The sequence below is a fragment of the Acidovorax sp. FJL06 genome (assembly GCF_003852545.1).
Classification (GTDB): Bacteria; Pseudomonadota; Gammaproteobacteria; order Burkholderiales; family Burkholderiaceae_C; genus Acidovorax.
The window spans coordinates 143733-170581 of record NZ_QAJR01000017.1 but is presented as its reverse complement, the minus strand read 5'-3'; the positions used below and the strand labels follow the sequence as shown (position 1 = coordinate 170581).

Below are 26849 nucleotides of genomic sequence, written 5' to 3'. Positions count from 1 at the left end.
CCATGATCACACTGGCTGTTGACTGCATGGGGGGCGACCACGGCCCCCGCGTCACGCTCGCGGCGTGCCGCCAGTTTCTCGAACACCACCCTGACGCCCGCCTGCTGCTTGTTGGCCTGCCTGGCAGCCTGCAATCGTTCTCGCACGACCGTGCCGCCATCGTTCCCGCCTCCGAAGTGGTGGCCATGGACGACCCGGTGGAGGTGGCTTTGCGCAAGAAGAAGGACTCTTCGATGCGCGTGGCCATCCAGCAGGTCAAGGATGGCGCGGCATCGGCGGCTGTCTCTGCTGGCAATACCGGCGCCTTGATGGCCATTGCCCGTTATCTCCTCAAGACACTGGACGGCATTGACCGTCCGGCCATTGCCACCCAGTTGCCCAACGCGACGGGTGGGGCCACCACGGTGCTGGACCTGGGGGCCAATGTGGACTGCTCGGCCGAGCACTTGCTGCAGTTTGCCGTGATGGGTTCCGCCCTGGTGTCGGTTCTTCAAGAAGGCGGCGAGCCCACGGTGGGTTTGCTGAACATTGGTGAAGAGGTCATCAAAGGCAGCGAAGTCATCAAAAAAGCGGGTGAATTGCTGCGATCTGCAGCCAGTTCTGGTGATTTGAACTTCTTTGGCAATGTCGAAGGCAATGACATTTTCAAAGGCACCGTGGACATCGTGGTGTGTGACGGTTTTGTGGGCAATGTGGCGCTCAAGGCCAGCGAAGGTGTGGCCTCGATGGTCATCGGGGGGCTCAAAGCCGAGTTCTCGCGCCACATCTTCACAAAAATGGCCGCGATCGTTGCCTATCCGGTCTTAAAAGCGCTCATGAAGCGCATGGACTACCGCCGATACAACGGCGCAGCGCTGCTGGGCCTGCGTGGACTGGTGTTCAAGAGTCACGGATCGGCCGACGCCATGGCCTTCGAGCAGGCTTTGAACCGGGCGTATGATGCAGCCCGCAACAACCTGCTCGACCGTGTCCGGACCCGGATTGCGCATGCGACACCGCTTCTGGTGCCTGCAGACGCCCAGCCCCAGCCTGGCGCAGCGGCGACGACACATTGATGAGACGCTACTCCCGCATTACCGGCACCGGCAGCTACCTGCCCCCCCGCCGGCTGACCAACGCCGATCTGGTGGCCGAACTGGGCCAACGCGGCATCGAAACCTCTGATGATTGGATTGTGGAGCGCACCGGCATCCGGGCGCGCCACTTTGCGGCCCCTGATGTGGCCAGCAGCGATTTGGGTCTGGAGGCCGCGCGCAATGCCTTGCAGGCTGCGGGGTTGCTGCCGACGGACATCGATCTGATCATCGTGGCCACGTCCACGCCCGACATGGTGTTCCCCTCCACGGCTTGCATCTTGCAGAACAAGCTGGGGGCCAATGGCTGCCCTGCGTTCGATGTGCAGGCGGTCTGCAGCGGTTTTGTCTATGCCCTGTCGGTGGCAGATGCCATGATCCAAACGGGGGCAGCCAACCGCGCCCTGGTGATTGGCGCAGAGGTTTTCAGCCGCATCCTGGACTTCAATGACCGCACCACCTGCGTGTTGTTTGGCGATGGCGCTGGCGCGGTGGTGCTGGAGGCGTCGGAGACGCCCGGCATCCTGTCGAGCGATCTTCATGCCGACGGCAAGCATGTGGGCATTCTGTGCGTGCCGGGCAATGTGTCGGGTGGCCAGGTGCTGGGGGACCCGCTCCTCAAGATGGATGGGCAGGCGGTTTTCAAGCTGGCAGTGGGGGTCCTGGAAAAGGCCGCCCATGCGGTGCTGGCCAAGGCCGGGTTGACCGAGGCGGACATCGACTGGCTGATTCCGCATCAGGCCAATATCCGCATCATGCAGGGCACGGCCCGCAAGCTGAAGCTGTCTATGGACAAAGTGGTGGTCACCGTGGACCAGCACGGCAATACGTCAGCGGCATCCATTCCGCTGGCACTCGACCATGCGGTGCGCTCCGGCCAGGTCCGGAAGGGCGAGACGCTGCTGCTGGAAGGGGTGGGCGGTGGGTTCACCTGGGGTGCTGTGCTCCTGAAGTTGTAGCTGCTTGCGCTGTGCCAATGGGCGCTAGAGGCTGATTTCAATCATATTTCTGGATTATTCATGAAGTCTTTTGCATTTGTCTTTCCGGGGCAGGGCTCGCAGTCTGTGGGCATGCTGGACGGTTGGGGCGACCACCCTGTGGTGGTGCAGACCCTGCAGGAGGCATCGGATGCCCTGGGTGAAGATGTAGCGGCTCTGATCAAGGACGGTCCCAAGGAGGCGCTGGCCCTGACCACCAACACCCAGCCCGTGATGCTGGTGGCCGGGGTGGCCGCTTGGCGTGTCTGGCGTGCCGAGGGCGGTGCGGCTCCGGTGGCCGTGGCCGGGCACTCGCTCGGTGAGTATTCGGCCCTGGTGGCTGCGGGCGTGCTGACGCTGGCGCAGGCGGCTCCTCTGGTGCGGTTGCGCGCTGCGGCCATGCAGGAAGCGGTGCCCGTGGGCACCGGTGCCATGGCGGCCATCTTGGGCATGGATGCCTCCAAGGTCATTGCCGGTTGTGGCGAGGCGTTGGCATCGTTTGGGCCCGGCACTACCGAGGTGGTCGAGGCTGTCAATTTCAACGACCCGATCCAGACCGTGATCGCCGGGACCAAGGCGGGCGTGGACAAGGCCTGTGAGGTGCTCAAGGCCGCAGGTGCCAAGCGGGCGTTGCTGTTGCCGGTATCGGCGCCTTTCCACTCCAGCCTGATGAAGCCCGCTGCCGAGAAGTTGCGGGTGGCCTTGGTCGATGTGGCGCTGGCCGCGCCACAGATCCCGGTGCTCAACAACGTGGATGTGGCCGTGCAGCAGGATGCCGACGCCATTCGTGACGCGCTCTACCGCCAGGCTTTCGGTCCGGTGCGCTGGGTGGAGTGTGTGCATGCGCTGAAAGGCCGCGGCGTGACCCATCTTGTTGAATGTGGCCCCGGCAAGGTGCTGGCAGGCCTGACCAAGCGCATTGACCCGGAGTTGGTCGGCGCTGCCTTGTTTGATCCGGCCACGCTGGCCGAAACCCAGGAGTTGTTGGCATGACGGAATCTTCATCGGCTGCGCAGGCGGCGCAAGTGGCGCTGGTTACCGGCGCATCGCGCGGCATTGGCGCAGCGATCGCCTTGGAGCTCGCTGTGCGCGGCTACCAGGTGGTGGGCACGGCCACTACGGACGACGGTGCTGGGCGCATCAGCCAGGCGCTGTCGGCCTATCCCGGCTGCCGGGGTGCCAATCTGAATGTGAACGACGCAGCGGCTGTTGACGCGCTGATGGATGCCATCGTCAAACAGCAGGGCGGCCTGCACGTGGTGGTGAACAACGCGGGCATCACCCGCGACACCCTGGCCATGCGCATGAAGGACGAAGACTGGGATGCGGTACTGGACACCAATCTCAAGGCCGTGTTCCGCGTGAGCCGCGCTGCGATCCGCCCGATGATGAAGCAGCGTTTTGGGCGCATCATCAGCATCACCAGCGTGGTGGGGGCGTCGGGCAATCCGGGCCAGGTCAACTATGCGGCGGCCAAGGCCGGCGTGGCCGGCATGACGCGCGCATTGGCCCGTGAGTTGGGCAGCCGCAGCATCACCGTGAACTGTGTGGCGCCCGGTTTCATCGAGACCGACATGACCTCCGTGTTGCCCGAAGACCAGCAAAAAGCGCTCAATGCGCAGATCCCGCTGGGCCACATGGGCAAGCCTTCGGACGTCGCGCACGCGGTGGCCTACCTGGCTTCGCGCGAGGCGGGCTATGTGACGGGGCAGGAGTTGCACGTCAATGGCGGCATGTACATGTAATTGAGACAAGATAACGCCGGTTCATCCGGACGGCGGGCTGCTAAGGGGATTCTCCTTAAGCGGCTAGAATCGCGGATTCATTCACAACCCCCAGAGGGAAACCATGAGCGATATCGAAGCACGCGTCAAAAAAATCATTGCCGAACAACTCGGTGTGGAAGAGTCCCAAGTCACCAATGAAAAGGCCTTCGTGGCAGACCTCGGTGCCGACTCGCTCGACACGGTGGAACTGGTGATGGCTCTGGAAGACGAATTCGGCATCGAGATCCCGGACGAAGACGCCGAGAAGATCACCACGGTGCAAAACGCCATCGACTACGCCAATACCCACCAGAAGGCCTGAGCGGCGCCCTGCGCCTGACTCTAGCGATCAGTAGAAGGTTTTTACGCATGAGCCGTCGTCGCGTTGTCGTGACCGGCCTGGGTTGCGTCAGCCCCGTGGGTAACACGGTGGCCGATTCCTGGGCCAACCTCCTTGCCGGAAAGTCCGGCATTGACCTCATCACCAAGTTCGATGCGTCGAACTTCGCCTGCAAGATCGCAGGCGAGGTCAAAGGTCTTGACCTGGAGTCGTACATCAGCGCCAAGGATGCGCGCGCGATGGACGCTTTCATCCATTTCGGCATTGCCGCCGCTGCGCAGGCCGTGCAGGATGCGGGCCTGCCTACGGGTGAGGCGCTCAGCGAAGAGTTCGCCACACGCATTGCCTGCGTAATCGGCTCTGGCATTGGCGGCCTCCCACTGATCGAAAACACCCATGCGGAACTGGCCAGCCGTGGGCCGCGGCGTATCACGCCGTTTTTTGTGCCCGCGTCCATCATCAACATGGTGGCTGGCCATGTGTCCATGCGCTTTGGTTTCAAGGGACCGAATCTGGCCGTGGTGACCGCTTGTACAACGGGCTTGCACTGCATCGGAGAAGCGGGCCGCATGATCGAATACGGCGATGCGGATGTGGTGGTGGCCGGTGGCACGGAGTCCACGGTGTCACCGCTGGGCATTGGTGGCTTTGCCGCCATGCGCGCGCTGTCCACCCGCAATGACGACCCCCAAACGGCCTCCCGGCCCTGGGACAAGGACCGCGACGGTTTTGTGCTGGGTGAAGGCGCTGGCGTGATGGTGTTGGAAGAGTACGAACACGCCAAGGCCCGGGGTGCCAAGATTTATGCCGAGCTCAGCGGTTTTGGCATGAGTGCCGATGCTGGCCACATGACGGCGCCCAACATGGACGGCCCCCGCCGTGCCATGCTCAATGCCCTGCGCAATGCGGGCATCAATGCCGACCAGGTGGACTACCTGAATGCGCACGGCACGTCCACGCCATTGGGCGACATCAACGAAACCAATGCCATCAAGGCGGCCTTGGGCGCACATGCCTACAAGACCGTTGTCAGTTCCACCAAATCCATGACGGGTCATCTGCTCGGTGGCGCTGGCGGGATTGAAAGTGTTTTCACCGTGCTGGCCCTGCACGAACAGAAGGTGCCTCCCACCATCAACCTGTTCAACCAGGACCCTGAGTGCGATCTGGACTACTGTGCCAACACGGCGCGTGATATGAAGATCGACGTGGCCGTCAAGAACAACTTTGGTTTTGGCGGTACCAACGGGACGCTGGTTTTCAAGCGCATCTGACCCCGCAGACTGCGTTTCCCATCGTGGCATGGGTGCCCGTGGACCTCATTTGCCCCACACGCAAAATGCCCACCCCTTGTTCTGCAGGGGGGTAGCGTGGTGTGGCGCGCTTTTTCTCTGACCTGGATGTCATGATCCGGCTCACACGGCGTGCGCCTGCGGTGCTGTACCCCTTGGGGCGCAGCGTGGCCCTGGGGGTGGTGCTGGTGGGTTGGCTGCTTGCGGGGGCTACTGTGCTGGCGGCTTGGCTTGCAGGAGGCGCCGTGCTGTCCTGGGGGCCTGTGGCAACGGCCGGCGGCCTTTGGCTGGCGGCTGCCGTCGGTGCGGTGCATTTTTGGCGGCAGCAGTTTGTAGGTGCCCTGCGTTGGGATGGGCAGGCTTGGGCCCTGGAGGGGGAAGGTCCTGAAAAAATATTCAGGGCACTTTCTGCGCCGCCGGAAGTCCTTCTCGACTTGCAGGCCCATCTTTGGGTGCGTGTCTCTCCCTTGGGGCATCGCCGCACCTGGCTTTGGCTGGAGCGCGCGAGCCAGCCTGAGCGCTGGCTGGACATGCGCCGTGCGGTATATTCGCGCGCCGTACCGGGCACTGACAACGCTGACGAAAACGCCCCGGCCACGGCTGCGGGGCGTGAATCCTGAGTATCCATGACTGTAATTTCGCCTTCCCCCTCCGAAGACAGCGATCTCCACTTGGTGGAGCGCACGGTAGCGGGCGATCAGCGCGCCTACGAGTTGCTGGTCATCAAGTACCAGCGGCGCATCGAGCGCTTGATAGGGCGCATGGTGCGCGACACAGACATTGTCCAGGACATCGCGCAGGAGACCTTCATCCGGGCCTACCGGGCGCTCCATCAGTTCCGTGGCGAGGCGCAGTTCTACACCTGGCTGTACCGCATTGCCGTCAATACCGCCAAAAAGGCGCTGATGGACATGAAGCGCAATCCGGTCATTTCGGAGAACGCCTTCCGGGGCAGTGAGGATGAGGATGAAACTTCCCGCCTCGGACATGAACTAACCAGCGACGAAACCCCCGAGACCGTGCTGGCCGCCCAAGAGATTGCGCAGGTGGTGAATGCGGCCATGGAGGCATTGCCCGATGACTTGCGCCAGGCGGTAACGCTGCGCGAGATCGAGGGCTTGAGTTACGAAGAGATCGCGGCGGCCATGGGGTGTCCCATCGGCACGGTGCGGTCCCGGATATTCCGGGCGCGCGAGGCCATTTCGGCCAAGGTGCGTCCTCTGCTTGAGAACCAGTCGGGCAAACGGTGGTGAGGTGATGCAATGAACAAGGCTGAAACAGGTATCAATGGACTGGCGGGCGGCCCCGTGGCCCATGGGATGGACCCCCGGGAGCGGTTGTCTGCCCTGGCCGATGGCCAGCTCCAGGGTGACGAACGGGAGGCGGCCTTCGCCTATGCATCCGAGGACGAAGACGGGGCCAAGACCTGGCAGCTGTACCACCTGGTGGGTGATGTGCTGCGCTCTGCGGATCTGGCGCGGCCTGCCAATCCGGCGTTCATGGCCCGTTTGCGCGAACAACTGGCCGAGGAGGCACTGCCTGAGCGCCCCCGTGTCCCGGTCGCGGTGGCCGTGGTGGCCGCCGGGCTGCCCGAGGCGGCCAATGCGTCCGTATTCCGCTGGAAGATGGTGGCGGGCTTTGCTTCGCTGGCCGCCGTGGCGGCAATCGGCTGGACATCCCTGGCCAGCTTGCAAGGGGCGGGGCCTGCGGGAGCGGGCGCCCAGCTGGCTGCCCTGCCCGAACGCAGCATCCCGGCCCAAGGGGCTCCCGTGGTGGCCGTCGCTGACGCCGACGGGCAGCAGGTCATGCTTCGGGACCCCCGCCTCGATGAATTGCTGGCGGCCCACAAGCAGTTTGGCAGCACGTCGGCGCTGCAGATGCCGGCGGGTTTCCTGCGCAATGCCACGTTTGAAACCCCGGGCCGCTGAGTATGGAATAGGGATGCCTGCAGCAGGCATTGAGATCGCGTGATGAACACATTGGGAGTGCTGGGCGCTGTCGGAATTTTTCGCAATCGGTGGCTGATGTCCTGGTGGATGGCGGTTGCATGGGGCTTGGGGGCTTCGGTGGCCCTGGCGGCGGCTCCTGGCGGGGCACCTTCCGCCGAAGTCGTTGCGGCAGCCCCTGCCGAGCGGGATATGGCGCAGTGGGTTGAACGCATGCATGGCGCGCCCTGCCGGAAGTCCTATGCCGGGGTGTTCGTGGTGATGTCTGCCAATGGAGCGATGTCCAGTTCACGCATCTGGCACGCTTGCGACGGCCTCCAGCAGATGGAACGGGTGGAGTCGCTGAGCGGCACGCCGCGCACTGTTTTTCGGCGCAACGACGAGGTGCGGACCTTTTTGCCGCAAGCGCGTGTGGTGCGCACGGACCGGCGCGATGCGGCTGGGCTGTTCCCCCGCGTGCCTGTGGTCAGTGGCACGTCCATGGCCCAGTTTTATACCTCTCACCTGATCGGGCAGGAGCGGGTGGCAGGGTTTGCGTCCGATGTGGTGTGGTTCAAGCCCCTGGACGCCCTGCGATTTGGCTACCGCCTGTGGGTCGAGCGTGATACCGGGCTGGTGGTGAAGTTGCAAACCCTGGCCCTGGACGGGCGGGTGCTGGAGCAGGCTGCTTTTTCCGAGCTGGATTTGAATGCGCCGGTGCGGGTGGAGCAGCTCTCCCGGTTGATGGATTCGACGGCGGGCTATAAGGTGGTGGCCCCGGCCGTGGTGAAGACGACGGCCCAGGCCGAGGGCTGGGCGCTGCGGCAGCCGGTGGCGGGCTTTGTGCCCGTGAGCTGCCACCGGCGCGCGGTCTCTGCCGCAGACGATGCGCAAAGCCTGCTGCAGTGCCTGTACTCCGATGGCCTGGCTTCGGTGTCTTTGTTCCTGGAGCCCTTCGACCCGCAGCGCCACCCGGCGCAACCCCAGGTGTCTGGCATGGGCGCGACTCAGCTGCTGGCGCAGCGGGTGTCGTCCGACACGTGGCTCACGGTTGTCGGCGAGGTCCCGTTGCAAACGCTGCGCCTTTTTGCCGGCCAACTGGAACGCGTGCGCTGAGCCCGTTTGCGTTCTGGGGCCGGGAGCTTGGGGCGCACCACCTTCGTCCGGGTGCCGATGCGCAATGAAAGCGGGGCCTCTGCGGGGAACCAATTCGCGGCACACTCTTCACAGTGACACCAAGTTGATGGACAGCATTTGCACAATTCACGAAAGGTCGAAGATGCCGAAGTTCGAAGGAAATAAGCTGCGCTCTGTGGCACTGGCGTGCATGTTTGCCGGGGTCGCCAGCGCAGTGGCGGCACCCCAGGCCGCGTGGGCCCAGCCTGCGGCCGTGGTTCGGGGCTTGCCGGATTTCACGGAGCTGGTGGACCAGGTGGGGCCGTCGGTGGTCAATATCCGCACGGTCGAAAAAGCAGCCGCTCGTTCAGCCGCCAATGGCGTAGACGAGGAAATGCTGGAGTTTTTTCGCCGGTTTGGCGTGCCCATTCCCAATCTGCCCCGCCAGCAGCGCCCCCAGAGGCCGCAGCAGGAAGAGGAAGCCCAGCCCCGCGGCGTCGGGTCCGGGTTCATCCTGACGGCAGATGGTTTTGTCATGACCAACGCCCATGTGGTGGAGGGGGCCGACGAGGTCATCGTGACGTTGCCGGACAAGCGCGAGTTCAAGGCCAAGATCGTCGGCGCGGACAAGCGCACGGATGTGGCCGTGGTCAAGATCGAGGCCACGGGCCTGCCTGCGGTGAAGGTGGGGGACGTAAGCCGCCTGCGCGTGGGGGAATGGGTGATGGCGATCGGCTCCCCCTTTGGGCTGGAGAACACCGTCACGGCGGGCATCGTGAGTGCCAAGCAGCGCGACACGGGCGACTACCTGCCTTTCATTCAGACCGATGTAGCCATCAACCCCGGCAATTCGGGCGGCCCGCTCATCAACATGCGCGGCGAGGTGGTGGGCATCAACAGCCAGATCTATTCCCGCTCGGGCGGCTTCATGGGCATTTCGTTTGCCATCCCCATGGATGAAGCCATGCGGGTGAGTGAGCAGCTGCGCGCCTCGGGGCGCGTGACGCGCGGGCGCATTGGCGTGCAGATCGGTGCGGTTACCAAAGATGTGGCCGAGTCCATTGGCCTGGGCAAGGCGCTGGGCGCCCTGGTCACCGGTGTGGAGGGCGGATCGCCTGCCGACAAGGCCGGTGTGGAGGCCGGCGACATCATCACGCGTTTTGATGGCAAGCCCATCGAGAAGGTGGCGGATCTGCCACGTCTGGTCGGCAACACCAAGCCCGGGAGCAAGAGCACGGTGACCGTGTTCCGCCGAGGTGCTTCGCGCGATTTGGGCATCACCATTGCTGAAATCGAACCGGACAAGCCGACCGCCAAGGTGGCTGAGCGTGAAGAGAAGCCCAAGGCCTCTGCGGCTGCACAACAGCTGGGGCTGTCGGTGACGGAGCTGACGGACGCGCAGAAGAAGGAGCTCAAGGTCAAGGGCGGGGTGCTGGTGGCCACCGCCACCGAGGCTGCGGCCCGTGCGGGTCTGCGCGAAGGGGACATCATCCTGTCTGTTGCCAATACCGAGGTCGCGGGTGTGAAGGAGTTCGAGTCCGTACTGTCCAGGGCAGACAAGGGCAAGTCCATCAATGTGCTGTACCGGCGCGGCGAATGGGCGCAATACGCCCTGATCCGCCCTGGCCGCTGAAGGGCCATGGGGGACGGGGGAAGCGGCTGCGCAGCGGCGGATTCCCCTTGTTTCGGTGCGGGCCTTTGGAGGCGTGGCTCTTTTTTTGTATTTTTGCGTTGGCCCCGTTGGGGGGCTTTAGATGTTAGCTTTTGCTAACTTTTTGGAGGCCTATTCACCGGATTCGATAGAATAGAGGCTTCCGTTAAACGCTTATCTGCATATTGACTGGCGTAGGGTTCACGATGCGGGATGCTTCTGTGCAATGCACAGCTGATCCACAGCTCACCCACAAGTTGTCCAGCGTTGTTGTTGTGCCAACTGTGAATAAACTGTGCATAAAATCCCTGTTGCAGACCGGCAACTCCCCTTGGGTACAGTCGGGCGGGCTTTTCCCAGCGGCCTTTTTGCCTACAATGAAGCTCCAACTATCGCAGTTGCCAATGATTGTTGGTTCAGGGCGCGTCGCCACTCGACGCGCCCTTTTTTCTTGTGGGCGCCGTTTTAATTCAATCACTTGACGCTTTCCGTTGATGAATCACATCAGAAATTTTTCCATCATTGCGCACATCGACCATGGCAAGTCGACGCTGGCTGACCGCTTGATCCAACGGTGTGGCGGGCTCGCGGAACGCGAGATGGAGGCCCAGGTCCTGGACTCGATGGACATCGAAAAAGAGCGTGGGATAACCATCAAGGCGCAGACCGCTGCGCTGCAGTACAAGGCGCGTGATGGCCAGGTCTACAACCTCAATCTGATCGACACACCGGGCCATGTGGACTTCTCGTACGAAGTGAGCCGCTCGCTGTCCGCATGCGAAGGCGCGCTGCTTGTGGTCGATGCATCGCAAGGGGTGGAGGCGCAGACCGTGGCCAACTGCTACACGGCGCTGGACCTGGGTGTGGAAGTGCTGCCCGTGCTCAACAAGATGGATCTGCCCAATGCCGATCCGGAGAATGCGAAGGCCGAGGTCGAGGATGTGATCGGCATCGACGCGACGGATGCCATCCCCTGCTCGGCCAAGACCGGCATGGGCATCGACGAGATCCTCGAAGCCATCGTGGCCAAGGTGCCCGCGCCGCGCGGCAAGGCCGAGGGCCCGCTGCGCGCCATGATCATCGACAGCTGGTTCGACAGCTACGTGGGCGTGGTGATGCTGGTGCGCGTGGTCGATGGCCGCCTGCTCAAGGGTGAGCGCATCAAGATGATGGCCAGCGGGGCTGTCTACAACGCCGACAACCTCGGTGTGTTCACGCCCGCCAACGAGCCGCGCAATTCGCTCGATGCCGGGCAGGTGGGCTACATCATCGCCGGCATCAAGGAGCTGCAGGCGGCCAAGGTGGGCGACACCATCACGCTCGAAAAGAAGCTGCCCAACAACGCAGGCCCGGCGGCCGAGGCGCTGCCTGGCTTTAAGGAAATCCAGCCCCAGGTGTTTGCGGGCCTGTACCCGACGGAAGCCAGCGAATACGACTCGCTGCGCGACGCGCTGGAAAAGCTCAAGCTCAACGATGCGTCGCTGCACTACGAACCCGAGGTCAGTCAGGCGCTGGGCTTTGGTTTTCGCTGCGGCTTCCTGGGCCTGTTGCACATGGAGATCGTGCAAGAGCGCCTGGAGCGCGAGTTCGATCAGGACCTCATCACCACGGCGCCCAGCGTGGTCTACCAGGTGGTCAAGGCCGATGGTGAAGTCATCATGGTCGAGAACCCCTCCAAGATGCCCGACCAGGGCCGGCTGGAGGAAATCCGCGAACCCATCGTGACGGTGCACCTGTACATGCCCCAGGACTATGTGGGCCCGGTGATGACGCTGGCCAACCAGAAGCGGGGCGTGCAGATGAACATGGCGTACCACGGCCGCCAGGTGATGCTGACCTATGAGATGCCACTGGGCGAGATCGTGCTCGACTTCTTTGACAAGCTCAAATCCGTTTCGCGTGGCTATGCCTCCATGGACTATGAGTTCAAGGAGTACCGCGCGTCCGACGTGGTGAAGGTCGACATCCTGCTCAACGGCGAGAAGGTCGATGCGCTGTCCATCATCGTGCACCGCTCACAGTCGCAGTACCGTGGCCGGGCCGTGGTCGCCAAGATGCGCGAGATCATCAGCCGCCAGATGTACGACGTGGCCATCCAGGCCGCCATCGGTGCCAACATCATCGCGCGCGAGACCATCAAGGCCCTGCGCAAGAACGTGCTGGCCAAGTGCTATGGCGGCGACATCACCCGCAAGCGCAAGCTGCTCGAAAAGCAGAAGGCAGGCAAGAAGCGGATGAAGCAGATCGGTTCGGTCGAGGTGCCCCAAGAGGCGTTTCTGGCCATTTTGCAGGTGGAAGATTGATGCAGTTCATGCAAATTCTCACGTCGTTGGTGCTGGCCGGTTTTTCCGGCTATGTCGGCGCCTGGTACTTTGGTGCGATCGAGGGCAACTTTGCGTTGCTGCTGTTCCTGGCCACCGTGATCACCGGTGCGTACTGGCTCGCCGAACGGTTGTACTTCCTGCCGCGCCGTCAGCGTGCGGCGCAGGCCATCGAGGACGCCGCCGTGGCACGCCGTGCCGAACTGGACCGCATGGGCATCCAGAAGGTCGATGTGGACGTGCAGGACGCCAAGGGCCAGATCCTCATGCAGCCCTGGTGGCTCGATTGGACCGCCGGGCTGTTCCCGGTGATTGTCTGCGTGTTCCTGTTGCGCTCCTTTCTTTTCGAGCCCTTCAAGATTCCCTCCGGTTCCATGATCCCGACCTTGCTGGTGGGCGACCTGATCCTGGTGAACAAATTCACCTACGGCATCCGCCTGCCGGTCCTCAACACCCGGATCACCGAGGGCAACAGGCCCGCGCGCGGCGATGTGCTGGTGTTCCGTTATCCGCCGCAACCCAGCATGGACTACATCAAGCGCGTCGTCGGTGTGCCCGGCGATGAGGTGGCTTATATCAACAAGCGCCTCACGATCAATGGCAAGGCCCTTGATACCAAAGCGGTGCCGGATTTTTTTGAAGAAGACGCGATGCGCTACTTCAAGCAGTTCGAGGAGCAGCTGGGCGAGCAGCCCCACCGCCTCCTGAACAACCCGGACGTGCCGGCCTTCGTGCAGGGCGCAAGCAATTTTGCCTACCGCGAAAACTGCCGCTACAGTGTGGAAGGCGTTGCCTGCAAGGTGCCTGAAGGCCACTACTTCATGATGGGCGATAACCGCGACAACTCGCTGGACTCCCGCTACTGGGGGTTTGTCCCGGAGGGCAATATCGTGGGCAAGGCCTTTTTTGTCTGGATGAATTTCGGTAATCTCAAGCGCATCGGTTCGTTCCACTGATCACTGATCACGGATGCACAGAGTTGCTGCACACCACATAGCGAGGGGGTAATTTATGAAGCTGTATCGCACCGCAAGCCGTTCACGCCAGCGCGGGCTGTCTTTTTTTGGACTGATCTTTATCGGCCTGATCGCGGTGGCTGTGTTCGCCATCGGGGGGCAGTCCGTGCCGATCTTCCTGGAGTACACCTCCGCGAAGAAGGCCATTGAAAAGGCCAAGGTGGAGAGCACGGTGCCGGGTGTGCGCGCCGCCTTTGACCGCGCCGCGGCGATTGATGACATCACCTCCATCAAGGGGACGGACCTGGACGTGACCAAGCGGGGTGACAAGGTGGTGGTGTCGTTCAAGTACGCACGCGAGATTCCTCTGGCGGGGCCGGCCTACCTGGTCTACCGCTTTGAAGCGCAGACCAACTAGGTGCACGCCGGTCTCGTAGCGCTGCAGGGGCGACTGCAGCATGTCTTTTCCGATCCTTCGCTGCTCCAGCGTGCCACCACGCACCGCAGTTTTTCTGCGGACCACAACGAGCGGCTCGAATTTTTGGGCGACTCTGTCCTGAATCTGGCGGTCGCCAGCCTGCTGTACCGGCGCCTGTCTGCCCTGCCGGAAGGCGATCTTTCGCGGGTGCGGGCCAACCTTGTCAAGCAGGACACCCTGCACCAGCTGGCCCTGCGGCTGAAAGTTTCCGAGGTGCTGCGCCTGGGCGAAGGGGAGGCCAAGTCCGGGGGGCAGCAGCGCCCCTCCATCCTGGCTGACGCCCTGGAGGCCCTGATCGGCGCCGTGTACCTGGATGCAGGCTATGCCGGTGCCGAAGCACTGGTGCACCGCCTGTTTGAAGGGGTGGAGATCAACCCCCAGATGCAGGCCGCGTCCAAGGATGCCAAGACCGCGTTGCAGGAGTGGCTCCAGGGCCGCAAAATGAAGCTGCCGCAGTACAAGGTGGTGGCGACCGTGGGCGCGGCCCACCGCCAGACCTTTGATGTCGAGTGCGATATTCCCGAACTGGGCCTGACCGAGCGCGGCATCGGGGGCTCGCGCCGGGCGGGCGAGCAGGCGGCTGCGGCAGCCATGCTGGCCACATTGAAAGCAAAGAACGTATGAATGATGCTACTAAAAATGTAGCTGGTGACGAGGGCGCAGAAAGCGCCCCCGTGCAGAATGACCTCGAAGCCATGCTGGCGGCCGCTGCGGCGCCTGCCGCTGTGCCGGGGCAGCGCTGCGGTGTGATTGCCATTGTGGGCAAGCCCAACGTGGGCAAGTCCACGCTGCTCAACGCCCTGGTGGGGCAGAAGATCAGCATCACCTCGCGCAAGGCGCAGACCACGCGCCACCGCATCACCGGCATCCGCACGCGCGAGGCGACGCAGTTCATCTTCGTGGACACGCCGGGCTTCCAGACGCGCCATGCCACGGCGCTCAACAAGTCGCTCAACAAGACCGTGATGGGCGCGATCGGCGATGTGGACCTGATCCTCTTCGTCGTCGAGGCGGGCAACTTCACGCTGGCCGATGCCAAGGTGTTGTCGCTGTTCAAGCCCGGCATCCCCACGCTGCTGGTGGCCAACAAGCTCGACATGGTGCACCGCCGCGCCGAGATCGCGCCCTGGCTCAAGAGCATGCAGGAGCGCCACCCGTTTGCCGAGTTCGTGCCCATGTCGGCCAAGAACAAGGGCGACATCGAGCGCCTGTTCGGCATCTGCGCCAAATACCTGCCCGAGCAGGGCTGGTGGTATGCCGAGGACGAGCTGACCGATCGCAGCGAGAAGTTCCTGGCCTCTGAAACCGTGCGCGAGAAGCTGTTCCGCTTCACGGGCGATGAGTTGCCCTACACCTCGACCGTGGTCATCGACAAGTTCGACGAGGAAAAGAGCAAGCAGCACAAGCGCTTGGTCAAGATCGCCGCCACCATCGTGGTGGAGCGCGACAACCACAAGATGATGGTCATTGGTGACAAGGGCGAGCGCCTGAAGCGCATTGGCACCGAAGCCCGCCAGGAGCTGGAAAAGCTCATGGATGCCAAGGTGTTCCTGGAGCTCTGGGTCAAGGTGCGCTCGGGCTGGGCCGATGACGAAGCGCGCGTGCGCTCCTTCGGCTACGAGTGACCTGCGTTCCGTGGCTGCCGCCAAGCGCATTTCCGATGAGCCCGCCTATGTGCTACACAGCTACGACTGGAGCGAGTCCAGCCTGATCCTGGAAGTCTTCTGCCGCCGCCAGGGGCGTGTGGCCCTGGTGGCCAAGGGGGCCAAGAAGCCCACCTCCAACTTCCGCCCCGTGCTGCTGCCGCTGCAGCCCCTGCTGCTCACCTACACCCTGGCGGGGGACGGCAGCGCCGACATCCACACCCTCAAGGGGGCCGAGTGGGTGGGGGGGCATGTGATGCCCACGGGCGACGCCCTGCTGTCGGGCCTGTACCTCAATGAACTGCTGCTGCGCCTGCTGGCGCGGGCCGATGCGCACAGCGCGCTGTTCGATGCCTATGCCGGTGTGGTGCGCGTGCTGGCCAGCGAGCACGGCGACGCGTTAGAGCCCGTGCTGCGCAGCTTCGAGCTGCTGCTGCTGCGCGAGATCGGCCTCTTGCCCAGCCTGGATGTGCAGACCATGACGCTGGAGCCGCTTCAGCCCGCCACGCGCTACACCCTGGTGGCCGAAGGCGGTTTGCGGGCAGCCTCCGCGGCCGACCGCGCGGGGTTGACGGGCCGCCAGTGGACCGCCTTGCAGCGGGCGCTGGATGACGGCACCGCCAGCTACACCGCCACGCTGCGCGCCTGTGCCCCCGTCGCGGCAGAACTCAAGCCCCAGCTGCGCACCGTGCTGCAATACCATTGCGGCAGTCCCATGCTGCGCACCCGCCAGCTCATGATCGACCTGCAGGCCCTATGAACCAGCCATCCCACAACGCTTCGCATCCGACCACCGCCCTGTCGGTCAACGTCAACAAAGTCGCGCTGCTGCGCAACACGCGCCACCTGGGCATCCCCAGCGTCACCCGCGCGGCCACGCTGTGCCTGCAGGCGGGCGCACAGGGCATCACGGTGCACCCCCGGCCCGACGAGCGGCACATCCGCAGCCACGATGTGTTCGAGCTGGCCACGCTGATGAAAGCCTGGCCCGACCGCGAATACAACATCGAAGGCAACCCGTCGCAGAACCTGATGGACTTCATCCGCCAGGTGCGGCCCCAGCAGGCGACCTTTGTGCCCGACAGCGAAGACCAGTTCACCAGCGACCACGGCTGGAGCTTTCCGCAGGACGCGGAGCGCCTGGCGCCTCTGATCGCCGAGTGCAAGGCGCTGGGCGTGCGGGTGAGCCTGTTCATGGACCCGGTGCCCGAACAGATGGCCGCCGCCAGGGCCGTGGGTGCCGACCGGGTGGAGCTGTACACCGAGCCCTATGCCGCTGCCTGGGGCACGCCGCAGCACGCCGTCGAACTGAAGCGCTACGCCGCCGCCGCCCAGGCCGCGCTGGATGTGGGCCTGGGCGTGAACGCCGGCCACGACCTCAACCGCGACAACCTCGCGGCCTTTGTGCGCGACGTGCCGGGTGTGCTCGAAGTCTCGATTGGCCACGCCCTCATTGCCGATGCGCTGGAGCTGGGCTACGCCGCCACAGTGCAGGCCTATCTGGGCTGCATCCGGGCAGGGTGTGCGGGGCAGGCCATTCACTCCTGATTTGATAGCTGTTAGCGCTTGATGGATAAGCGATAGCAGCCTATTTTTTTCAAAACCATGATCTACGGCATCGGCACCGACATCTGCGACGTGCGCCGCATCGCGGCCAGCCTGGAGCGCCACGGCGAGCGGTTCGCGCAGAAGGTGCTGGCCGACGGTGAGCTGGCGACCTGGCGCGAGAGGAGTAGCCGCTGGCCCGACCGGGGCCTGCGCTACCTGGCCACGCGCTTTTCGGCCAAGGAAGCGTTCAGCAAGGCCATTGGCTTGGGGCTGCGCATGCCCATGACCTGGCGCCATTGCGAAGTGGCCAAGTTGCCCACCGGCCAGCCCGTGATCGTGCTGCACGGCGCGCTCAAGGAATGGTTCGATGCCCAGGGGCTGAAGGCGCACCTGAGCGTGACCGACGAGACCGACTACGCCGCCAGCTTCTGTGTGGTCGAGAAGGTATAGAGAAAATAAACCTCTGCCGCGCGACTGGTAAGCGCTGGTAGCTATTGTTTTGATAGTGAATTTCTGATTGATCCTGATGACCGAACATGCACCCCTGATCCTCGACGTGGCGGGTACCGCACTCACCGACGTGGACCGCCGCCGCCTGGCCCATCCGCTGACCGGCGGTGTGATCCTGTTCGCCCGCAACTGGGAGAGCCGCGCGCAGCTGCTGCAGCTCACCAGCAGCATCAAGGCCGTGCGGGACGACCTGCTCATCTGCGTGGACCACGAAGGCGGCCGCGTGCAGCGCTTTCGCACCGATGGCTTCACCCACCTGCCGCCCATGCGCGCCCTGGGTGAGCTGTGGATGGACGACGGCCAGGGCGCCAAGGCCGTGCCCGGCAGCGGCGCCTTGCGCGCCACCAACGCCGCCACGGCGGCGGGCTATGTGCTGGGCAGTGAGCTGCGCGCCTGCGGCGTGGACTTCAGCTTCACGCCCGTGCTCGACCTTGACTGGGGCGAAAGCGGCGTGATCGGTGACCGCGCCTTCCACCGCGACCCGCGCGTGGTCGCGCTGCTGGCCAAGAGCCTCATGCACGGCCTGTTGCAGGCGGGCATGGCCAACTGCGGCAAGCACTTCCCGGGCCACGGCTTCGTGCGGGCCGATTCGCACACCGAGGTGCCGGTGGACAAGCGCAGCCTCAAGGCCATCCTGGCCGACGATGCCGCGCCCTACCCCTGGCTCAGCAGCACGCTCACCAGCGTGATGCCCGCCCATGTGATCTACCCCAAGGTGGACAGCCGCCCCGCAGGCTTCTCGCAGCGCTGGCTGCAGGACATCCTGCGCCGCCAGATGCGTTTTGACGGCGCCATCTTCAGCGACGACCTCAGCATGGAGGGCGCGCGCCGCCTGGACGGCCAGGTGGTCAGCTACACCGACGCCGCCATTGCGGCGCTGCAGGCGGGCTGCGACCTGGTGCTGCTGTGCAACCAGAGCGTGGGCGACGGCCGTGCGGTGGACGAGCTCATCGAGGGGTTGGAGAAAACCCGGGCGCAAGGCCTGTGGCAGCCCAGCGTGGACAGCGAGTCGCGCCGCCTGGCGCTGCTGCCCGAAACCCTGCCCCAGGCCTGGGATGAACTGATGTACCAGCCGGCCTACATGCAGGCGCTGGACCTGCTGCCCTGAGATGAAGCACCCCCTGAGTCGCTTCGCGCCTTCCCCCTCTCTCAAATTGCTTCGCAATCTGGGAGGGGGACGCCCCCGGTGCGGCGGGGCGGCCCTTGCACGGGGGCGCTGGCCTTGGTCGCGCCAGTTTCATCCGCTGCGGGTTGTGCGCAGCGCCATGAACAACTGAAATGCCCTGGTTCAGGGCGCGGGCGGGGCGCAAGGAGATGCTTCTGGAGCGGGTGCAAATGAGGTCGACGCTGCAGTCGGCTCCACCGCCGAGGGCGGTGGGCCTCGCCAGCGCCGCACCACGCGCTGGAATACCAGCGCATTCGGAACCTGCAACCAAGCCAGGTGGCCGGCTGTGGCGCCATGGTCTTCGAGCGTGGTGTACAGCAGGTTGATGTCCACCACGCGCCCCTTGGCGCCGGGTTTTTCGGCGGTGTCCAGCACCTCGATGTAGTCGCCGATCCTGAACGGCCGCACCGTGAAGATCAGCAGCGCGCAGAACAGGTTGGACAGCACGCTCCAGGCCGCAAAGAACGCGACCGCACCCACCGTGGCAAAGCCGGTGAAGGCTGTCCAGAGCACGGTGGCCGAAACCCCCATGCGCTCGAGCACCAGCAGCAGTGCACTGGCTACGATGACCCAGCGGATCATTCCATTGAGGGGCACCACCAGCTCATCGGGCACCTGGTAGTGGGTGCTGGCGCGGCGCACGATGCGGCGCAGCACGCGCTGCAGCAGCCAGGCCACGAAGAGGATGAGCAGGATCTGCATGCCGGGGATGATGACTTCCAGCCAGTCCTGCACCCAATCGGGCAGGCGGGTCTTCAAGAGCTGCATGCGGGATGCCACGGTGCGCGCATTGCGCTGCGTGGCATCAAACGAGAAGGCGGAAAAGAAACTCAATTGCGCAGTTGCTCCACGGTGTCCATCTGCATCTCAAAACTGAAGAAGCGGTTGCGGCCCTGGGCCTTGGCGGCATACAGGGCCTGGTCGGCGCGCATGATCATGCTCTCGGCGTTGGTGTTTTCGTCGGGCACGCAGGTGCTGATCCCTCCCGAGAGGGTCAGCAGGTTGCCCAGCGGGGAGTTGGGGTGCTCAATGGCCCGCACCTTGAGCAGCTGCCCCAGGGCCCGCGCGAAGGTCATGGCGCCTGAGCGCGGCGTGTTGGGCAGGATCAGCGCGAACTCCTCGCCGCCGTAGCGCGCCGAGACATCGCGGGGGCGCACGCACACATCGCGCAGCAGGCGGCCGACCTCCCGCAGGCAGGCGTCGCCCTTCAGGTGCCCCCCGGCATCGTTGAAGAGCTTGAAGTGGTCCAGGTCGCACAGCATCAACGTGAGCGGAGTGCCCTCGCGGCGCGCGGCCAGGATTTCGTTGTGCAGGATGCGGTCGAAGCCACGGCGATTGATGAGGCCCGTGAGCGCATCAATCTCCACCATTTCGTTGAGCCGCTGGTTGGCTGCATGCAGCTCGGCGGACATCATCACCAGCCGGCGGCGCATGTCCAGCAGCCGGCGCATGGCGCGCAATTTCGCCATCAGGACGATGGGCTTGACGGGTTTGACGAGGTAGTCGTCGCCCCCCACCTCGATGCCGCGCCACACGTCGAGTTCGTTGTCCAGGCCCGACAGGAAGATGATGGGGGTCCAGTCTCCGGCCTCGCTCCCTCGCATCTGTTGCGCCACCCAGTAGCCGTCCTGGCCGGGCAGCTGGATGTCCAGCAGCACCAGGTCCGGGCGGCGGGTGGTGAACAGTTGCAATGCAGCGTTGCCCTCGGACGCCTGGAAAATGTCGGACACGCCCGCCTTCCGCAACTCTGCCACCAGCGCGGCGCGCACCGAGCCCTGGTCCTCGACCACCAGCACCGAGAACGCGCTGCCCGAAGGCAGGGGCTCGGCAGCGGGGTAGGGGGCGTTGCTGGAACTGAAGGGCACGGTAGGGGTCTCCTTGGGCCGTTAAAGGACGCGGTCTGGGGCGGCCGGGGCGCTGCCCAGCCGCCTGGGCCTTAGGATTCGCGGCGCAGTGCCGGGAACAGGATTACGTCGCGGATGCTGGGGCTGTCGGTCAGCAGCATCATGAGGCGGTCGATGCCAATGCCGCAACCCCCGGTGGGGGGCATGCCGTATTCCAGCGCGCGCACGAAGTCGTGGTCGTAGAACATGGCTTCGTCGTCGCCACTGTCCTTGGCGGCCACCTGGGCGTGGAAGCGGGCGGCCTGGTCTTCGGCATCGTTCAACTCGCTGAAGCCGTTGCCGAACTCCCGGCCCGTGATGTACAGCTCGAAGCGCTCGGTCACCTCGGGGCGGGTGTCATTGGCGCGCGCCAGGGGCGAGATCTCGGTGGGGTGTTCCATGATGAAGGTCGGCATCCACAGCTTGTCTTCCACGGTTTCTTCAAAATAGAACACCTGCAGGCTGGCCAAGGAGCGCGTGGAGAGCTTGTCCTTCTCTTCCGTCATTCCCAGCTTCTTCAGGGCACTGATGAGCCAGGCGGCATCGTCCACGTGGGCGCCGGCCTCGGTGTACTGGAAGATCGCTTCGCGGATGGTCAGGCGGGCAAACGGCTGGCTCAGATCCACCTCGCGCCCTCCGTAGCTCAGCTGCAGCGAGCCCGTGGCCTTGAGCGCCACTTCGCGGATCAGCGTCTCGGTGAAGTCCATCAGGTCCAGGTAGTTCCAGTACGCCGCGTAGAACTCCATCATGGTGAACTCGGGGTTGTGGCGCACCGAGATGCCTTCGTTGCGGTAGCTGCGGTTGATCTCGAACACGCGCTCGAAGCCACCCACGATCAGGCGCTTGAGGTACAGCTCAGGCGCGATGCGCAGGAACATCTCCTGCTCCAGCGCGTTGTGGTGTGTGACAAACGGCTTGGCATTGGCGCCGCCCGGGATAGGGTGCAGCATCGGCGTCTCGACCTCCAGGAAACCGTGGCTCACCATGAACTCGCGCAGGCCACTCACCGCCTTGCTGCGGGCCATGAAGCGCTTGCGTGCCTGTTCGTCGGTGATCAAGTCCACATAGCGCTGGCGGTACTTTTGCTCCTGGTCGGCCATGCCGTGAAACTTGTCGGGCAGCGGGCGCAGGCTCTTGGTGAGCAGGCGCAGTGTGGTCACCTTGATCGACAGCTCACCCGTCTTGGTCTTCATGAGCGTGCCTTCGGCACCCACGATATCGCCCAGATCCCAGTGCTTGAAGGCGGCGTACAGCTCTTCGCCCACCGCATCGCGCGTCACGTAGAGCTGGATGCGGCCACCCACCTCGCCCAGCGAGCCATCCTGCACCGTGGCAAAGCTGGCCTTGCCCATCACGCGCTTGAGCATCATGCGGCCGGCCACGCTCACGTTGACGGGCGTGGCTTCCAGTGTCTCGTTGGCCGTCCCGCCGTGGTCCTGGTGCAGCTGCGCCGCCTTGTGCGCGGGCTTGAAGTTGTTGGGGAAGGCAACGCCGCCGCCGGTGGCTTGCACTTCGCGCAGGGCGCGGAGCTTTTCGCGACGCTCGGCGATGAGTTGGTTGTCGTCCTGGGGGGCTGCGGCGGCAGGGGGAGAAATGTGGTTGTCAGACATGGAGGGCCGCCCGCAAATAGAGGCGTTCAGAGGCGTTGTTTCGGACCAAAACCCGTGATTTTAGTTTTTTGCACGTGCCGTGCGGCGTTTGTGCTCCCCTGAGCCTCGATAATTTGCGGCATGTTCCTCAAAGCTGGCCTGCTTTCGCTGCTGTTGCTGCTTGCCAGCCGTGTGTTGGGCGTGCTGCGCGAGACGGCCTTGGCCGCTGCTTTCGGCAGTTCCGGCATGGCCGATGTGGTCATCGTCATGCTGACCCTGCCCGACTGGCTGGCCGGTGTGCTCGTCAGCGGCGCATTGGCCTATGTGTTGTTGCCCCGGTGGGCCACAGAGTCGGCCGCGCAGCAGAACGCCACCCAGACCCGCGTGGCCCGGCGTTTGTTGTGGGGGAGCCTTGTGCTGGCGGGCCTGATGTGTGCGGCCCAAGGCCCCGTGGCGGCGTTGCTGGTGCCCGGAGCCTCCGCCGCGTTGCAAGGCGCTGCCAGCAACGCTGTGGTCTGGAGCGCCCTGGCCCTGCCCGCCGCCATGCTGGCCGGTCTGTGGGCCACGCGGTTGCAGCACGAGCGTGATTTTGTGGGCTTGTACAGCGCCAATCTGGTGGTGAATGGTGTGCTCATCGCCGCGCTGCTGTTCTTGGGCCTGTATGGGGCGGGAGAAGGCGCGACGCAAATACTGGGCGTGTTCCTGCTATTGGCGGTTGTTTTGCGGTTGCTGTGGCAGGGCTGGCGTATGCGGCATGTGCGCCAGCAGGCCTTGCCGGTGGAACCGCCTTGCGCTGCGCCAGCGCCGCTGCCGGGTTGGCGCATCTGGATGTGGGCCGCCTTGGGAGCGGGCCTGCCCTTGACACTGCCTTTTGTGGCCCGCACCTTCGCATCCGGGGCGGGCGAGGGGGCCTTGGCCACCTTCAACTACGCCTGGAAACTTGTGGAGCTGCCGCTGGTTCTGGCCATTCAGCTCGTGGCTTCGCTGGCCTTCCCCGCGATTGCGCGGGCGCATGCGGCGCAGTCTGGCGCTGACGATCACCCAGGCGCAGAGGACATGGCAACCGCGGTGCGCAATGCCCTGGTGCTGGCCTGGACACTGGCCTGCGCCGCTGCGGCCGCACTGTTGGTGGGGGCGCCAGTGATCGCTTCCTTGCTTTTCGGCTGGGGGCGCATGCAGGCGCCGGCGTTGGAGCAGATCGCTGCCTGGGGCCGCGTGGGGGCGTGGGGCCTGTTGCCGCAGGCGCTGCTGGCGGTGGCTTTGACGGTGTTGGCCTCGGTGGGGCGCATGCGCTTTGCCGTGCTGGCGTACATGCTGGCACTGGCCATGCTGGTGGGAATGGGGGCGATGGGGCTGGTCACGGGCGGGGTGCTCATGGGGGGGCTGAATGCCGGGTTTCTGGCGGCGGCCCTGGTGGCCTGGGGGGCGTTGGGCGTGCCAGCCCTGCGGCGCTGGGTGCCCGTGCGAACGTTGCTGGCGCCCCTGCTGGCCCTGGTGGCCGTGGCCCTGCTTGCCTCTGGGTGGGGGGGCGCCGAGGGGCTGGCTGCACCGGTTCGCAGTTTGGAGTGGAAACACGTGGGAACGCTGGCTGGAAGCGCGTCAGCCGCTCTCGCTGTGATAGCGTCTGGCTGGTTCTCCGGCCCCGGTCTGCGCCGGGCCCTGCGGTCATAATCTGCACCACACCACATACCATGATTGATTTTCTGCAGATCACCAACGACCCCGCGCTGGCGCGCCGCTGCGATGCACTGCCGGGCATGCGCCTGTTTGTCGATCTGGAGGTCCACGGCAAGGCCGAGCGCCAGGCCGGACGCAATACCTTCATCAGCACCCACCGGCTGGAGGATGTCGGCCGCATCAAGTCGCAGCTGCTGCGCTCACGGCTCATGGTGCGCGTGAATCCATTGCATGCAGGCACCGCGGATGAGCTGAATGCCGTGCTGGCTCAAGGCGCCGACTGGGTGATGCTGCCCATGTTCCACACCCCCGAGGAGCTGCAGGCGTTCAGCCGCATCGTGGCGGGGCGGGCGCCCATTGTGGCGCTGCTGGAGACGGCGGGAGCGCTGCAGTCGCTGGATGGCTGGGTAGGCACCCCCGGGCTGTGCGAAGTGTTTGTGGGGCTCAATGACCTGCATCTTTCTTTGGGTTGCCGGTTCATGTTTGAGCCTTTGGCCCAAGGGGTGTTGGACCGGGTTGCAGCCAGGGTGCAAGCCCAGGGGCTGCGCTTTGGGTTTGGGGGGATTGCGAGGCTGGATGAGGGATTGCTGCCTGGGCGGGATGTTTTGGCGGAGCACCTGCGGCTGGGCTCGGGGGCCGTGATTCTGTCGAGAACTTTCCATGGCAGCGAGGCCGTGGGCTCGTTCGAGGATCAGATACAGGCGCTTCGAATCGCCGAGGGGGGGCTAGCAGCGCGTACCGAGGATCAGGTTGAATCTGACCAGCTGCGGGCCCGCAGGGCGATCGAGTCCATCGCGGCGGATCTGGGGTGCGTCGCGTGAAGCGCCTGATGGATCTCCTCTTGTCGTTGCTGGCAGTGGCGTTGTTCAGTCCCATTCTGCTGCTTGCCGCCATGGCTTGTGTTGTTGGCGATGGCTTTCCGGTGCTGTTCCGGCAGGTGCGTGTGGGGCTCAATGGGCGTGAGTTCCATATGTACAAGTTCCGCAGCATGGTGCGCAATGCGAGCGCCCTGGGGCCGCACTTCACGGAGGGAGGGGCTGATCCGCGCATTACGCGGGTAGGTCGTTTTCTGCGTCGCACCAGCATCGATGAATTGCCTCAGCTTCTGAATGTGATCAAGGGTGACATGAGCCTGGTCGGCCCACGTCCGGACCTGCCCGTTCAGCGTGATCTGTATTCCGAGGCGCAATGGGTGGAGCGCTGCAGTGTGCGGCCGGGTATCACCGGCCTGGCGCAAGTCCTGTTCCGCTCCGAAGCGACCCATGAGCAAAGACTGACTGCGGATCTGCGCTATGCCCGGGAAGCCGGCCTCTGGCTGGATCTCAGGATTTTGATCTGGACCGTCCAACGGCTCGGCGGGCGTGCCTCCAACTAGCCGCACGATGTGGCGACCCGCGTGCCGGGCATGCTACGCTTGGGATCAGGTGGGCCCCCGTGCTTCCATATGTCCCCCAAGACTTTCAAGGGGCGTCAGCCTCTGGTCTCTTGATCCATTTTTGCTGTCCAATCATGCGTTTTGACCAAACGCTTTCATCGCCGTGAACCAAAGACAGAACGACTCTGTAGTGGAGCGAATGCCCATCGGCTTTAACGTGCACACGGGCTCGGACGTCCAAGCCATGCTGGAGGTGATGGGGCTTCATTCGGTGGAGCAGCTGTTTGCCGATGTGCCTGCGCAGGTGCGTTTGCGCCGCGAGCTTGATCTGCCACCTGCGCTCAGCGAGTGGGAGCTGATGCGCGATGTGCGGAGCATGGCTGACATGAATGCCACGGTGTTGACACACAGCTGTTTCCTGGGGGGCGGGGCCTATGAGCACTACATTCCGGCGGTTGTTGATGCCATCGTCTCGCGTGGAGAGTTCCTGACGGCCTACACCCCCTATCAGCCCGAAATGAGCCAAGGGCTTTTGCAGGCGCTGTTTGAGTTTCAGGTGCTGGTGGGGCGTCTTTTGGGGCGGGATTGTGTCAATTGCTCCGTCTACGATGGCGCCACAGCGCTGGCCGAATCCTGCTGGATGATGTGCTCTGCCAGCGGCAAACGCCGCGTGGTGGTGGCGCAAGCGGTCTGGGGGCAGTACCGCGAGGTGCTCGACACCTACCTCCTGCCCCGTGGCGTGCAGGTTGTTTACGTCGCGCAGGACCCCGTGAGCGGCATGGCAGACGCTGCTGCGATGGTCAATCTGCTCACTGCAGGGGATGTGGCTGGCGTGGTGCTGCAAAGTCCCAACGCATTCGGAGTGATTGAGGACGTGCAAGCGATCGGGCAGATGTGCCTGCAGCACGACACGCTGCTGACCGTGTGTGTCAATCCCTTGTTGTGCGGATGGCTTGAAGCGCCTGGCACGCTGGGGGCAGACATTGTGGTGTGTGAAGGGCAGCCCCTGGGGTTGCCGTTGAGCGCCGGAGGGCCCTATGTTGGCATCATTGCCTGTACCAAGCCTCTTGAGCGTTACTTGCCCGGTCGCCTGGTGGGTCGCGTTCATGATCTGAATGGAAAGCTTGGCTATGCGCTGGTCAAGGAAGACCGTGAGCAGCATGTGGCGCGCGACAAGGCCACCAGCCACATCTGTTCCAACCAGGCCCTCAATGCCATTCGTGTGGCCATTCACCTGGCCTGCTTGGGAGAGCGCAATTTCATGCGCATTGCCCAGGTGAATGCTGCCAATGCAGCACGGCTGTGTGCGCTTTTGACTTCGATGGAGGGTGTCAGCAGGTTGCGCAGTGGAACCCATTTCAATGAGTTTGCGGTTGAGCTGCCGCTGGATGCGGTGACCTTCTGCGCCCGCATGCGCAACCTTGGCGTCTTCGCAGGTATCCCGCTCGACAAGGGGTTGGTGGGCCATGGGCGGGGGTTGCTGGTCGCCGTGACGGAGACCAAGAGCCTGGCGGATCTGGATGCGTATGTGGGGCATGCACGTGCGTGTTTGCAGGAGTCCTGA

At 64.2% G+C, this 26849-nt stretch carries 26 protein-coding genes; 23 read left to right on the top strand and 3 right to left on the bottom strand.

What is annotated here, in order from left to right:
• Positions 1-2 precede the first annotated feature (2 nt).
• The 19 genes from plsX (at position 3) to nagZ (ending at position 18704) form a co-directional block, all read left to right on the top strand.
• On the top strand, positions 3-1055 hold the full coding sequence (plsX, locus tag DBV10_RS10955; RefSeq protein WP_124513479.1) for a phosphate acyltransferase PlsX: 1053 nt from the start codon (positions 3-5) through the stop codon (positions 1053-1055).
• Positions 1055-2032 (top strand): beta-ketoacyl-ACP synthase III, encoded by a 978-nt coding sequence (locus DBV10_RS10950; RefSeq protein ID WP_124513477.1) that lies wholly within the window; start codon positions 1055-1057, stop codon positions 2030-2032. Before plsX ends, DBV10_RS10950 begins: the two co-directional genes overlap by 1 nt.
• 60 nt (positions 2033-2092) lie before the next feature.
• Positions 2093-3043 (top strand): ACP S-malonyltransferase, encoded by a 951-nt coding sequence (gene fabD / locus DBV10_RS10945; protein WP_124513475.1) that lies wholly within the window; start codon positions 2093-2095, stop codon positions 3041-3043.
• Positions 3040-3795 carry a 3-oxoacyl-ACP reductase FabG gene (gene fabG, locus DBV10_RS10940; protein ID WP_124513473.1) on the top strand — a complete coding sequence of 252 codons (756 nt, stop codon included), beginning with the start codon at positions 3040-3042 and terminating at the stop codon, positions 3793-3795. Before fabD ends, fabG begins: the two co-directional genes overlap by 4 nt.
• Positions 3796-3898: 103 nt before the next feature.
• On the top strand, positions 3899-4138 hold the full coding sequence (gene acpP, locus DBV10_RS10935) for an acyl carrier protein (RefSeq protein WP_003058049.1): 240 nt from the start codon (positions 3899-3901) through the stop codon (positions 4136-4138).
• Positions 4139-4185: 47 nt separating this feature from the next.
• A complete protein-coding gene (gene fabF / locus DBV10_RS10930) occupies positions 4186-5430 on the top strand; it encodes a beta-ketoacyl-ACP synthase II (RefSeq protein ID WP_124513471.1) in 1245 nt (414 codons plus the stop codon).
• A gap of 644 nt (positions 5431-6074) precedes the next feature.
• Positions 6075-6701 carry an RNA polymerase sigma factor RpoE gene (gene rpoE, locus DBV10_RS10920; protein WP_124513467.1) on the top strand — a complete coding sequence of 209 codons (627 nt, stop codon included), beginning with the start codon at positions 6075-6077 and terminating at the stop codon, positions 6699-6701.
• Positions 6702-6710: 9 nt separating this feature from the next.
• Positions 6711-7376 (top strand): sigma-E factor negative regulatory protein, encoded by a 666-nt coding sequence (locus DBV10_RS10915; protein WP_124513464.1) that lies wholly within the window; start codon positions 6711-6713, stop codon positions 7374-7376.
• Between the two features lie 42 nt (positions 7377-7418).
• A complete protein-coding gene (locus DBV10_RS10910) occupies positions 7419-8489 on the top strand; it encodes a MucB/RseB C-terminal domain-containing protein (protein ID WP_124513462.1) in 1071 nt (356 codons plus the stop codon).
• 163 nt (positions 8490-8652) lie between these two features.
• The gene (locus DBV10_RS10905; protein ID WP_124513460.1) at positions 8653-10122 is read left to right on the top strand and encodes a Do family serine endopeptidase; all 1470 of its coding nucleotides are present in this window, start codon (positions 8653-8655) and stop codon (positions 10120-10122) included.
• Positions 10123-10634: 512 nt separating this feature from the next.
• Positions 10635-12443 carry a translation elongation factor 4 gene (gene lepA / locus DBV10_RS10900; RefSeq protein ID WP_124513458.1) on the top strand — a complete coding sequence of 603 codons (1809 nt, stop codon included), beginning with the start codon at positions 10635-10637 and terminating at the stop codon, positions 12441-12443.
• On the top strand, positions 12443-13417 hold the full coding sequence (lepB, locus tag DBV10_RS10895; RefSeq protein ID WP_124513623.1) for a signal peptidase I: 975 nt from the start codon (positions 12443-12445) through the stop codon (positions 13415-13417). The genes lepA and lepB overlap by 1 nt, the downstream gene beginning before the upstream one ends.
• A gap of 55 nt (positions 13418-13472) precedes the next feature.
• Positions 13473-13835 carry a DUF4845 domain-containing protein gene (locus DBV10_RS10890; RefSeq protein WP_124513456.1) on the top strand — a complete coding sequence of 121 codons (363 nt, stop codon included), beginning with the start codon at positions 13473-13475 and terminating at the stop codon, positions 13833-13835.
• The gene (gene rnc / locus DBV10_RS10885) at positions 13836-14519 is read left to right on the top strand and encodes a ribonuclease III (RefSeq protein ID WP_124513454.1); all 684 of its coding nucleotides are present in this window, start codon (positions 13836-13838) and stop codon (positions 14517-14519) included. It begins immediately after the preceding gene.
• Positions 14516-15520, top strand: a complete 1005-nt coding sequence (gene era, locus DBV10_RS10880) for a GTPase Era (protein ID WP_124513452.1) — start codon at positions 14516-14518, stop codon at positions 15518-15520. Before rnc ends, era begins: the two co-directional genes overlap by 4 nt.
• A gap of 10 nt (positions 15521-15530) precedes the next feature.
• Positions 15531-16298 carry a DNA repair protein RecO gene (gene recO, locus DBV10_RS10875; protein ID WP_124513450.1) on the top strand — a complete coding sequence of 256 codons (768 nt, stop codon included), beginning with the start codon at positions 15531-15533 and terminating at the stop codon, positions 16296-16298.
• Complete coding sequence (locus tag DBV10_RS10870) at positions 16295-17086, top strand: pyridoxine 5'-phosphate synthase (protein ID WP_124513448.1); 792 nt, start codon at positions 16295-16297, stop codon at positions 17084-17086. Before recO ends, DBV10_RS10870 begins: the two co-directional genes overlap by 4 nt.
• A gap of 57 nt (positions 17087-17143) precedes the next feature.
• Positions 17144-17536, top strand: a complete 393-nt coding sequence (gene acpS / locus DBV10_RS10865) for a holo-ACP synthase (RefSeq protein WP_124513446.1) — start codon at positions 17144-17146, stop codon at positions 17534-17536.
• A 76-nt stretch (positions 17537-17612) separates the two neighbouring features.
• Positions 17613-18704, top strand: coding sequence for a beta-N-acetylhexosaminidase (nagZ, locus tag DBV10_RS10860; protein ID WP_124513444.1), 1092 nt, complete (start codon positions 17613-17615; stop codon positions 18702-18704).
• Positions 18705-18884: 180 nt separating this feature from the next.
• Here nagZ and DBV10_RS10855 read toward each other — a convergent pair whose 3' ends face one another.
• From DBV10_RS10855 to lysS, 3 genes are all read right to left on the bottom strand, one after another.
• Positions 18885-19529 carry a mechanosensitive ion channel family protein gene (locus DBV10_RS10855; RefSeq protein WP_124513621.1) on the bottom strand — a complete coding sequence of 215 codons (645 nt, stop codon included), beginning with the start codon at positions 19527-19529 and terminating at the stop codon, positions 18885-18887.
• 62 nt (positions 19530-19591) lie between these two features.
• On the bottom strand, positions 19592-20626 hold the full coding sequence (locus tag DBV10_RS10850; protein ID WP_124513442.1) for a diguanylate cyclase domain-containing protein: 1035 nt from the start codon (positions 20624-20626) through the stop codon (positions 19592-19594).
• Between the two features lie 71 nt (positions 20627-20697).
• Positions 20698-22254, bottom strand: a complete 1557-nt coding sequence (lysS, locus tag DBV10_RS10845) for a lysine--tRNA ligase (protein ID WP_124513440.1) — start codon at positions 22252-22254, stop codon at positions 20698-20700.
• Between the two features lie 120 nt (positions 22255-22374).
• On the opposite strand from lysS, the gene DBV10_RS10840 reads away from it, so the two are divergent.
• From DBV10_RS10840 to gcvPA, 4 genes are all read left to right on the top strand, one after another.
• The gene (locus tag DBV10_RS10840) at positions 22375-23904 is read left to right on the top strand and encodes a lipid II flippase MurJ (protein ID WP_124513438.1); all 1530 of its coding nucleotides are present in this window, start codon (positions 22375-22377) and stop codon (positions 23902-23904) included.
• Between the two features lie 86 nt (positions 23905-23990).
• Positions 23991-24731: an aldolase/citrate lyase family protein gene (locus tag DBV10_RS10835; protein ID WP_233589889.1), complete on the top strand. Its 741-nt coding sequence runs from the start codon at positions 23991-23993 to the stop codon at positions 24729-24731.
• Positions 24732-24739: 8 nt separating this feature from the next.
• The gene (locus DBV10_RS10830; protein ID WP_124513434.1) at positions 24740-25285 is read left to right on the top strand and encodes a sugar transferase; all 546 of its coding nucleotides are present in this window, start codon (positions 24740-24742) and stop codon (positions 25283-25285) included.
• 163 nt (positions 25286-25448) lie between these two features.
• A complete protein-coding gene (gene gcvPA, locus DBV10_RS10825) occupies positions 25449-26849 on the top strand; it encodes an aminomethyl-transferring glycine dehydrogenase subunit GcvPA (protein WP_124513432.1) in 1401 nt (466 codons plus the stop codon).

What these genes read in the sequence shown, in the direction of transcription:
- plsX (WP_124513479.1), top strand. Translation starts at nt 3, where the DNA reads ATGATCACACTGGCTGTTGACTGCATGGGGGGCGACCACGGCCCCCGC.
- DBV10_RS10950 (WP_124513477.1), top strand. Translation starts at nt 1,055, where the DNA reads ATGAGACGCTACTCCCGCATTACCGGCACCGGCAGCTACCTGCCCCCC.
- fabD (WP_124513475.1), top strand. Translation starts at nt 2,093, where the DNA reads ATGAAGTCTTTTGCATTTGTCTTTCCGGGGCAGGGCTCGCAGTCTGTG.
- fabG (WP_124513473.1), top strand. Translation starts at nt 3,040, where the DNA reads ATGACGGAATCTTCATCGGCTGCGCAGGCGGCGCAAGTGGCGCTGGTT.
- acpP (WP_003058049.1), top strand. Translation starts at nt 3,899, where the DNA reads ATGAGCGATATCGAAGCACGCGTCAAAAAAATCATTGCCGAACAACTC.
- fabF (WP_124513471.1), top strand. Translation starts at nt 4,186, where the DNA reads ATGAGCCGTCGTCGCGTTGTCGTGACCGGCCTGGGTTGCGTCAGCCCC.
- rpoE (WP_124513467.1), top strand. Translation starts at nt 6,075, where the DNA reads ATGACTGTAATTTCGCCTTCCCCCTCCGAAGACAGCGATCTCCACTTG.
- DBV10_RS10915 (WP_124513464.1), top strand. Translation starts at nt 6,711, where the DNA reads ATGAACAAGGCTGAAACAGGTATCAATGGACTGGCGGGCGGCCCCGTG.
- DBV10_RS10910 (WP_124513462.1), top strand. Translation starts at nt 7,419, where the DNA reads ATGAACACATTGGGAGTGCTGGGCGCTGTCGGAATTTTTCGCAATCGG.
- DBV10_RS10905 (WP_124513460.1), top strand. Translation starts at nt 8,653, where the DNA reads ATGCCGAAGTTCGAAGGAAATAAGCTGCGCTCTGTGGCACTGGCGTGC.
- lepA (WP_124513458.1), top strand. Translation starts at nt 10,635, where the DNA reads ATGAATCACATCAGAAATTTTTCCATCATTGCGCACATCGACCATGGC.
- lepB (WP_124513623.1), top strand. Translation starts at nt 12,443, where the DNA reads ATGCAGTTCATGCAAATTCTCACGTCGTTGGTGCTGGCCGGTTTTTCC.
- DBV10_RS10890 (WP_124513456.1), top strand. Translation starts at nt 13,473, where the DNA reads ATGAAGCTGTATCGCACCGCAAGCCGTTCACGCCAGCGCGGGCTGTCT.
- era (WP_124513452.1), top strand. Translation starts at nt 14,516, where the DNA reads ATGAATGATGCTACTAAAAATGTAGCTGGTGACGAGGGCGCAGAAAGC.
- DBV10_RS10870 (WP_124513448.1), top strand. Translation starts at nt 16,295, where the DNA reads ATGAACCAGCCATCCCACAACGCTTCGCATCCGACCACCGCCCTGTCG.
- acpS (WP_124513446.1), top strand. Translation starts at nt 17,144, where the DNA reads ATGATCTACGGCATCGGCACCGACATCTGCGACGTGCGCCGCATCGCG.
- nagZ (WP_124513444.1), top strand. Translation starts at nt 17,613, where the DNA reads ATGACCGAACATGCACCCCTGATCCTCGACGTGGCGGGTACCGCACTC.
- DBV10_RS10855 (WP_124513621.1), bottom strand. Translation starts at nt 19,529, where the DNA reads ATGCAGCTCTTGAAGACCCGCCTGCCCGATTGGGTGCAGGACTGGCTG.
- lysS (WP_124513440.1), bottom strand. Translation starts at nt 22,254, where the DNA reads ATGTCTGACAACCACATTTCTCCCCCTGCCGCCGCAGCCCCCCAGGAC.
- DBV10_RS10840 (WP_124513438.1), top strand. Translation starts at nt 22,375, where the DNA reads ATGTTCCTCAAAGCTGGCCTGCTTTCGCTGCTGTTGCTGCTTGCCAGC.
- DBV10_RS10835 (WP_233589889.1), top strand. Translation starts at nt 23,991, where the DNA reads ATGCGCCTGTTTGTCGATCTGGAGGTCCACGGCAAGGCCGAGCGCCAG.
- DBV10_RS10830 (WP_124513434.1), top strand. Translation starts at nt 24,740, where the DNA reads ATGGATCTCCTCTTGTCGTTGCTGGCAGTGGCGTTGTTCAGTCCCATT.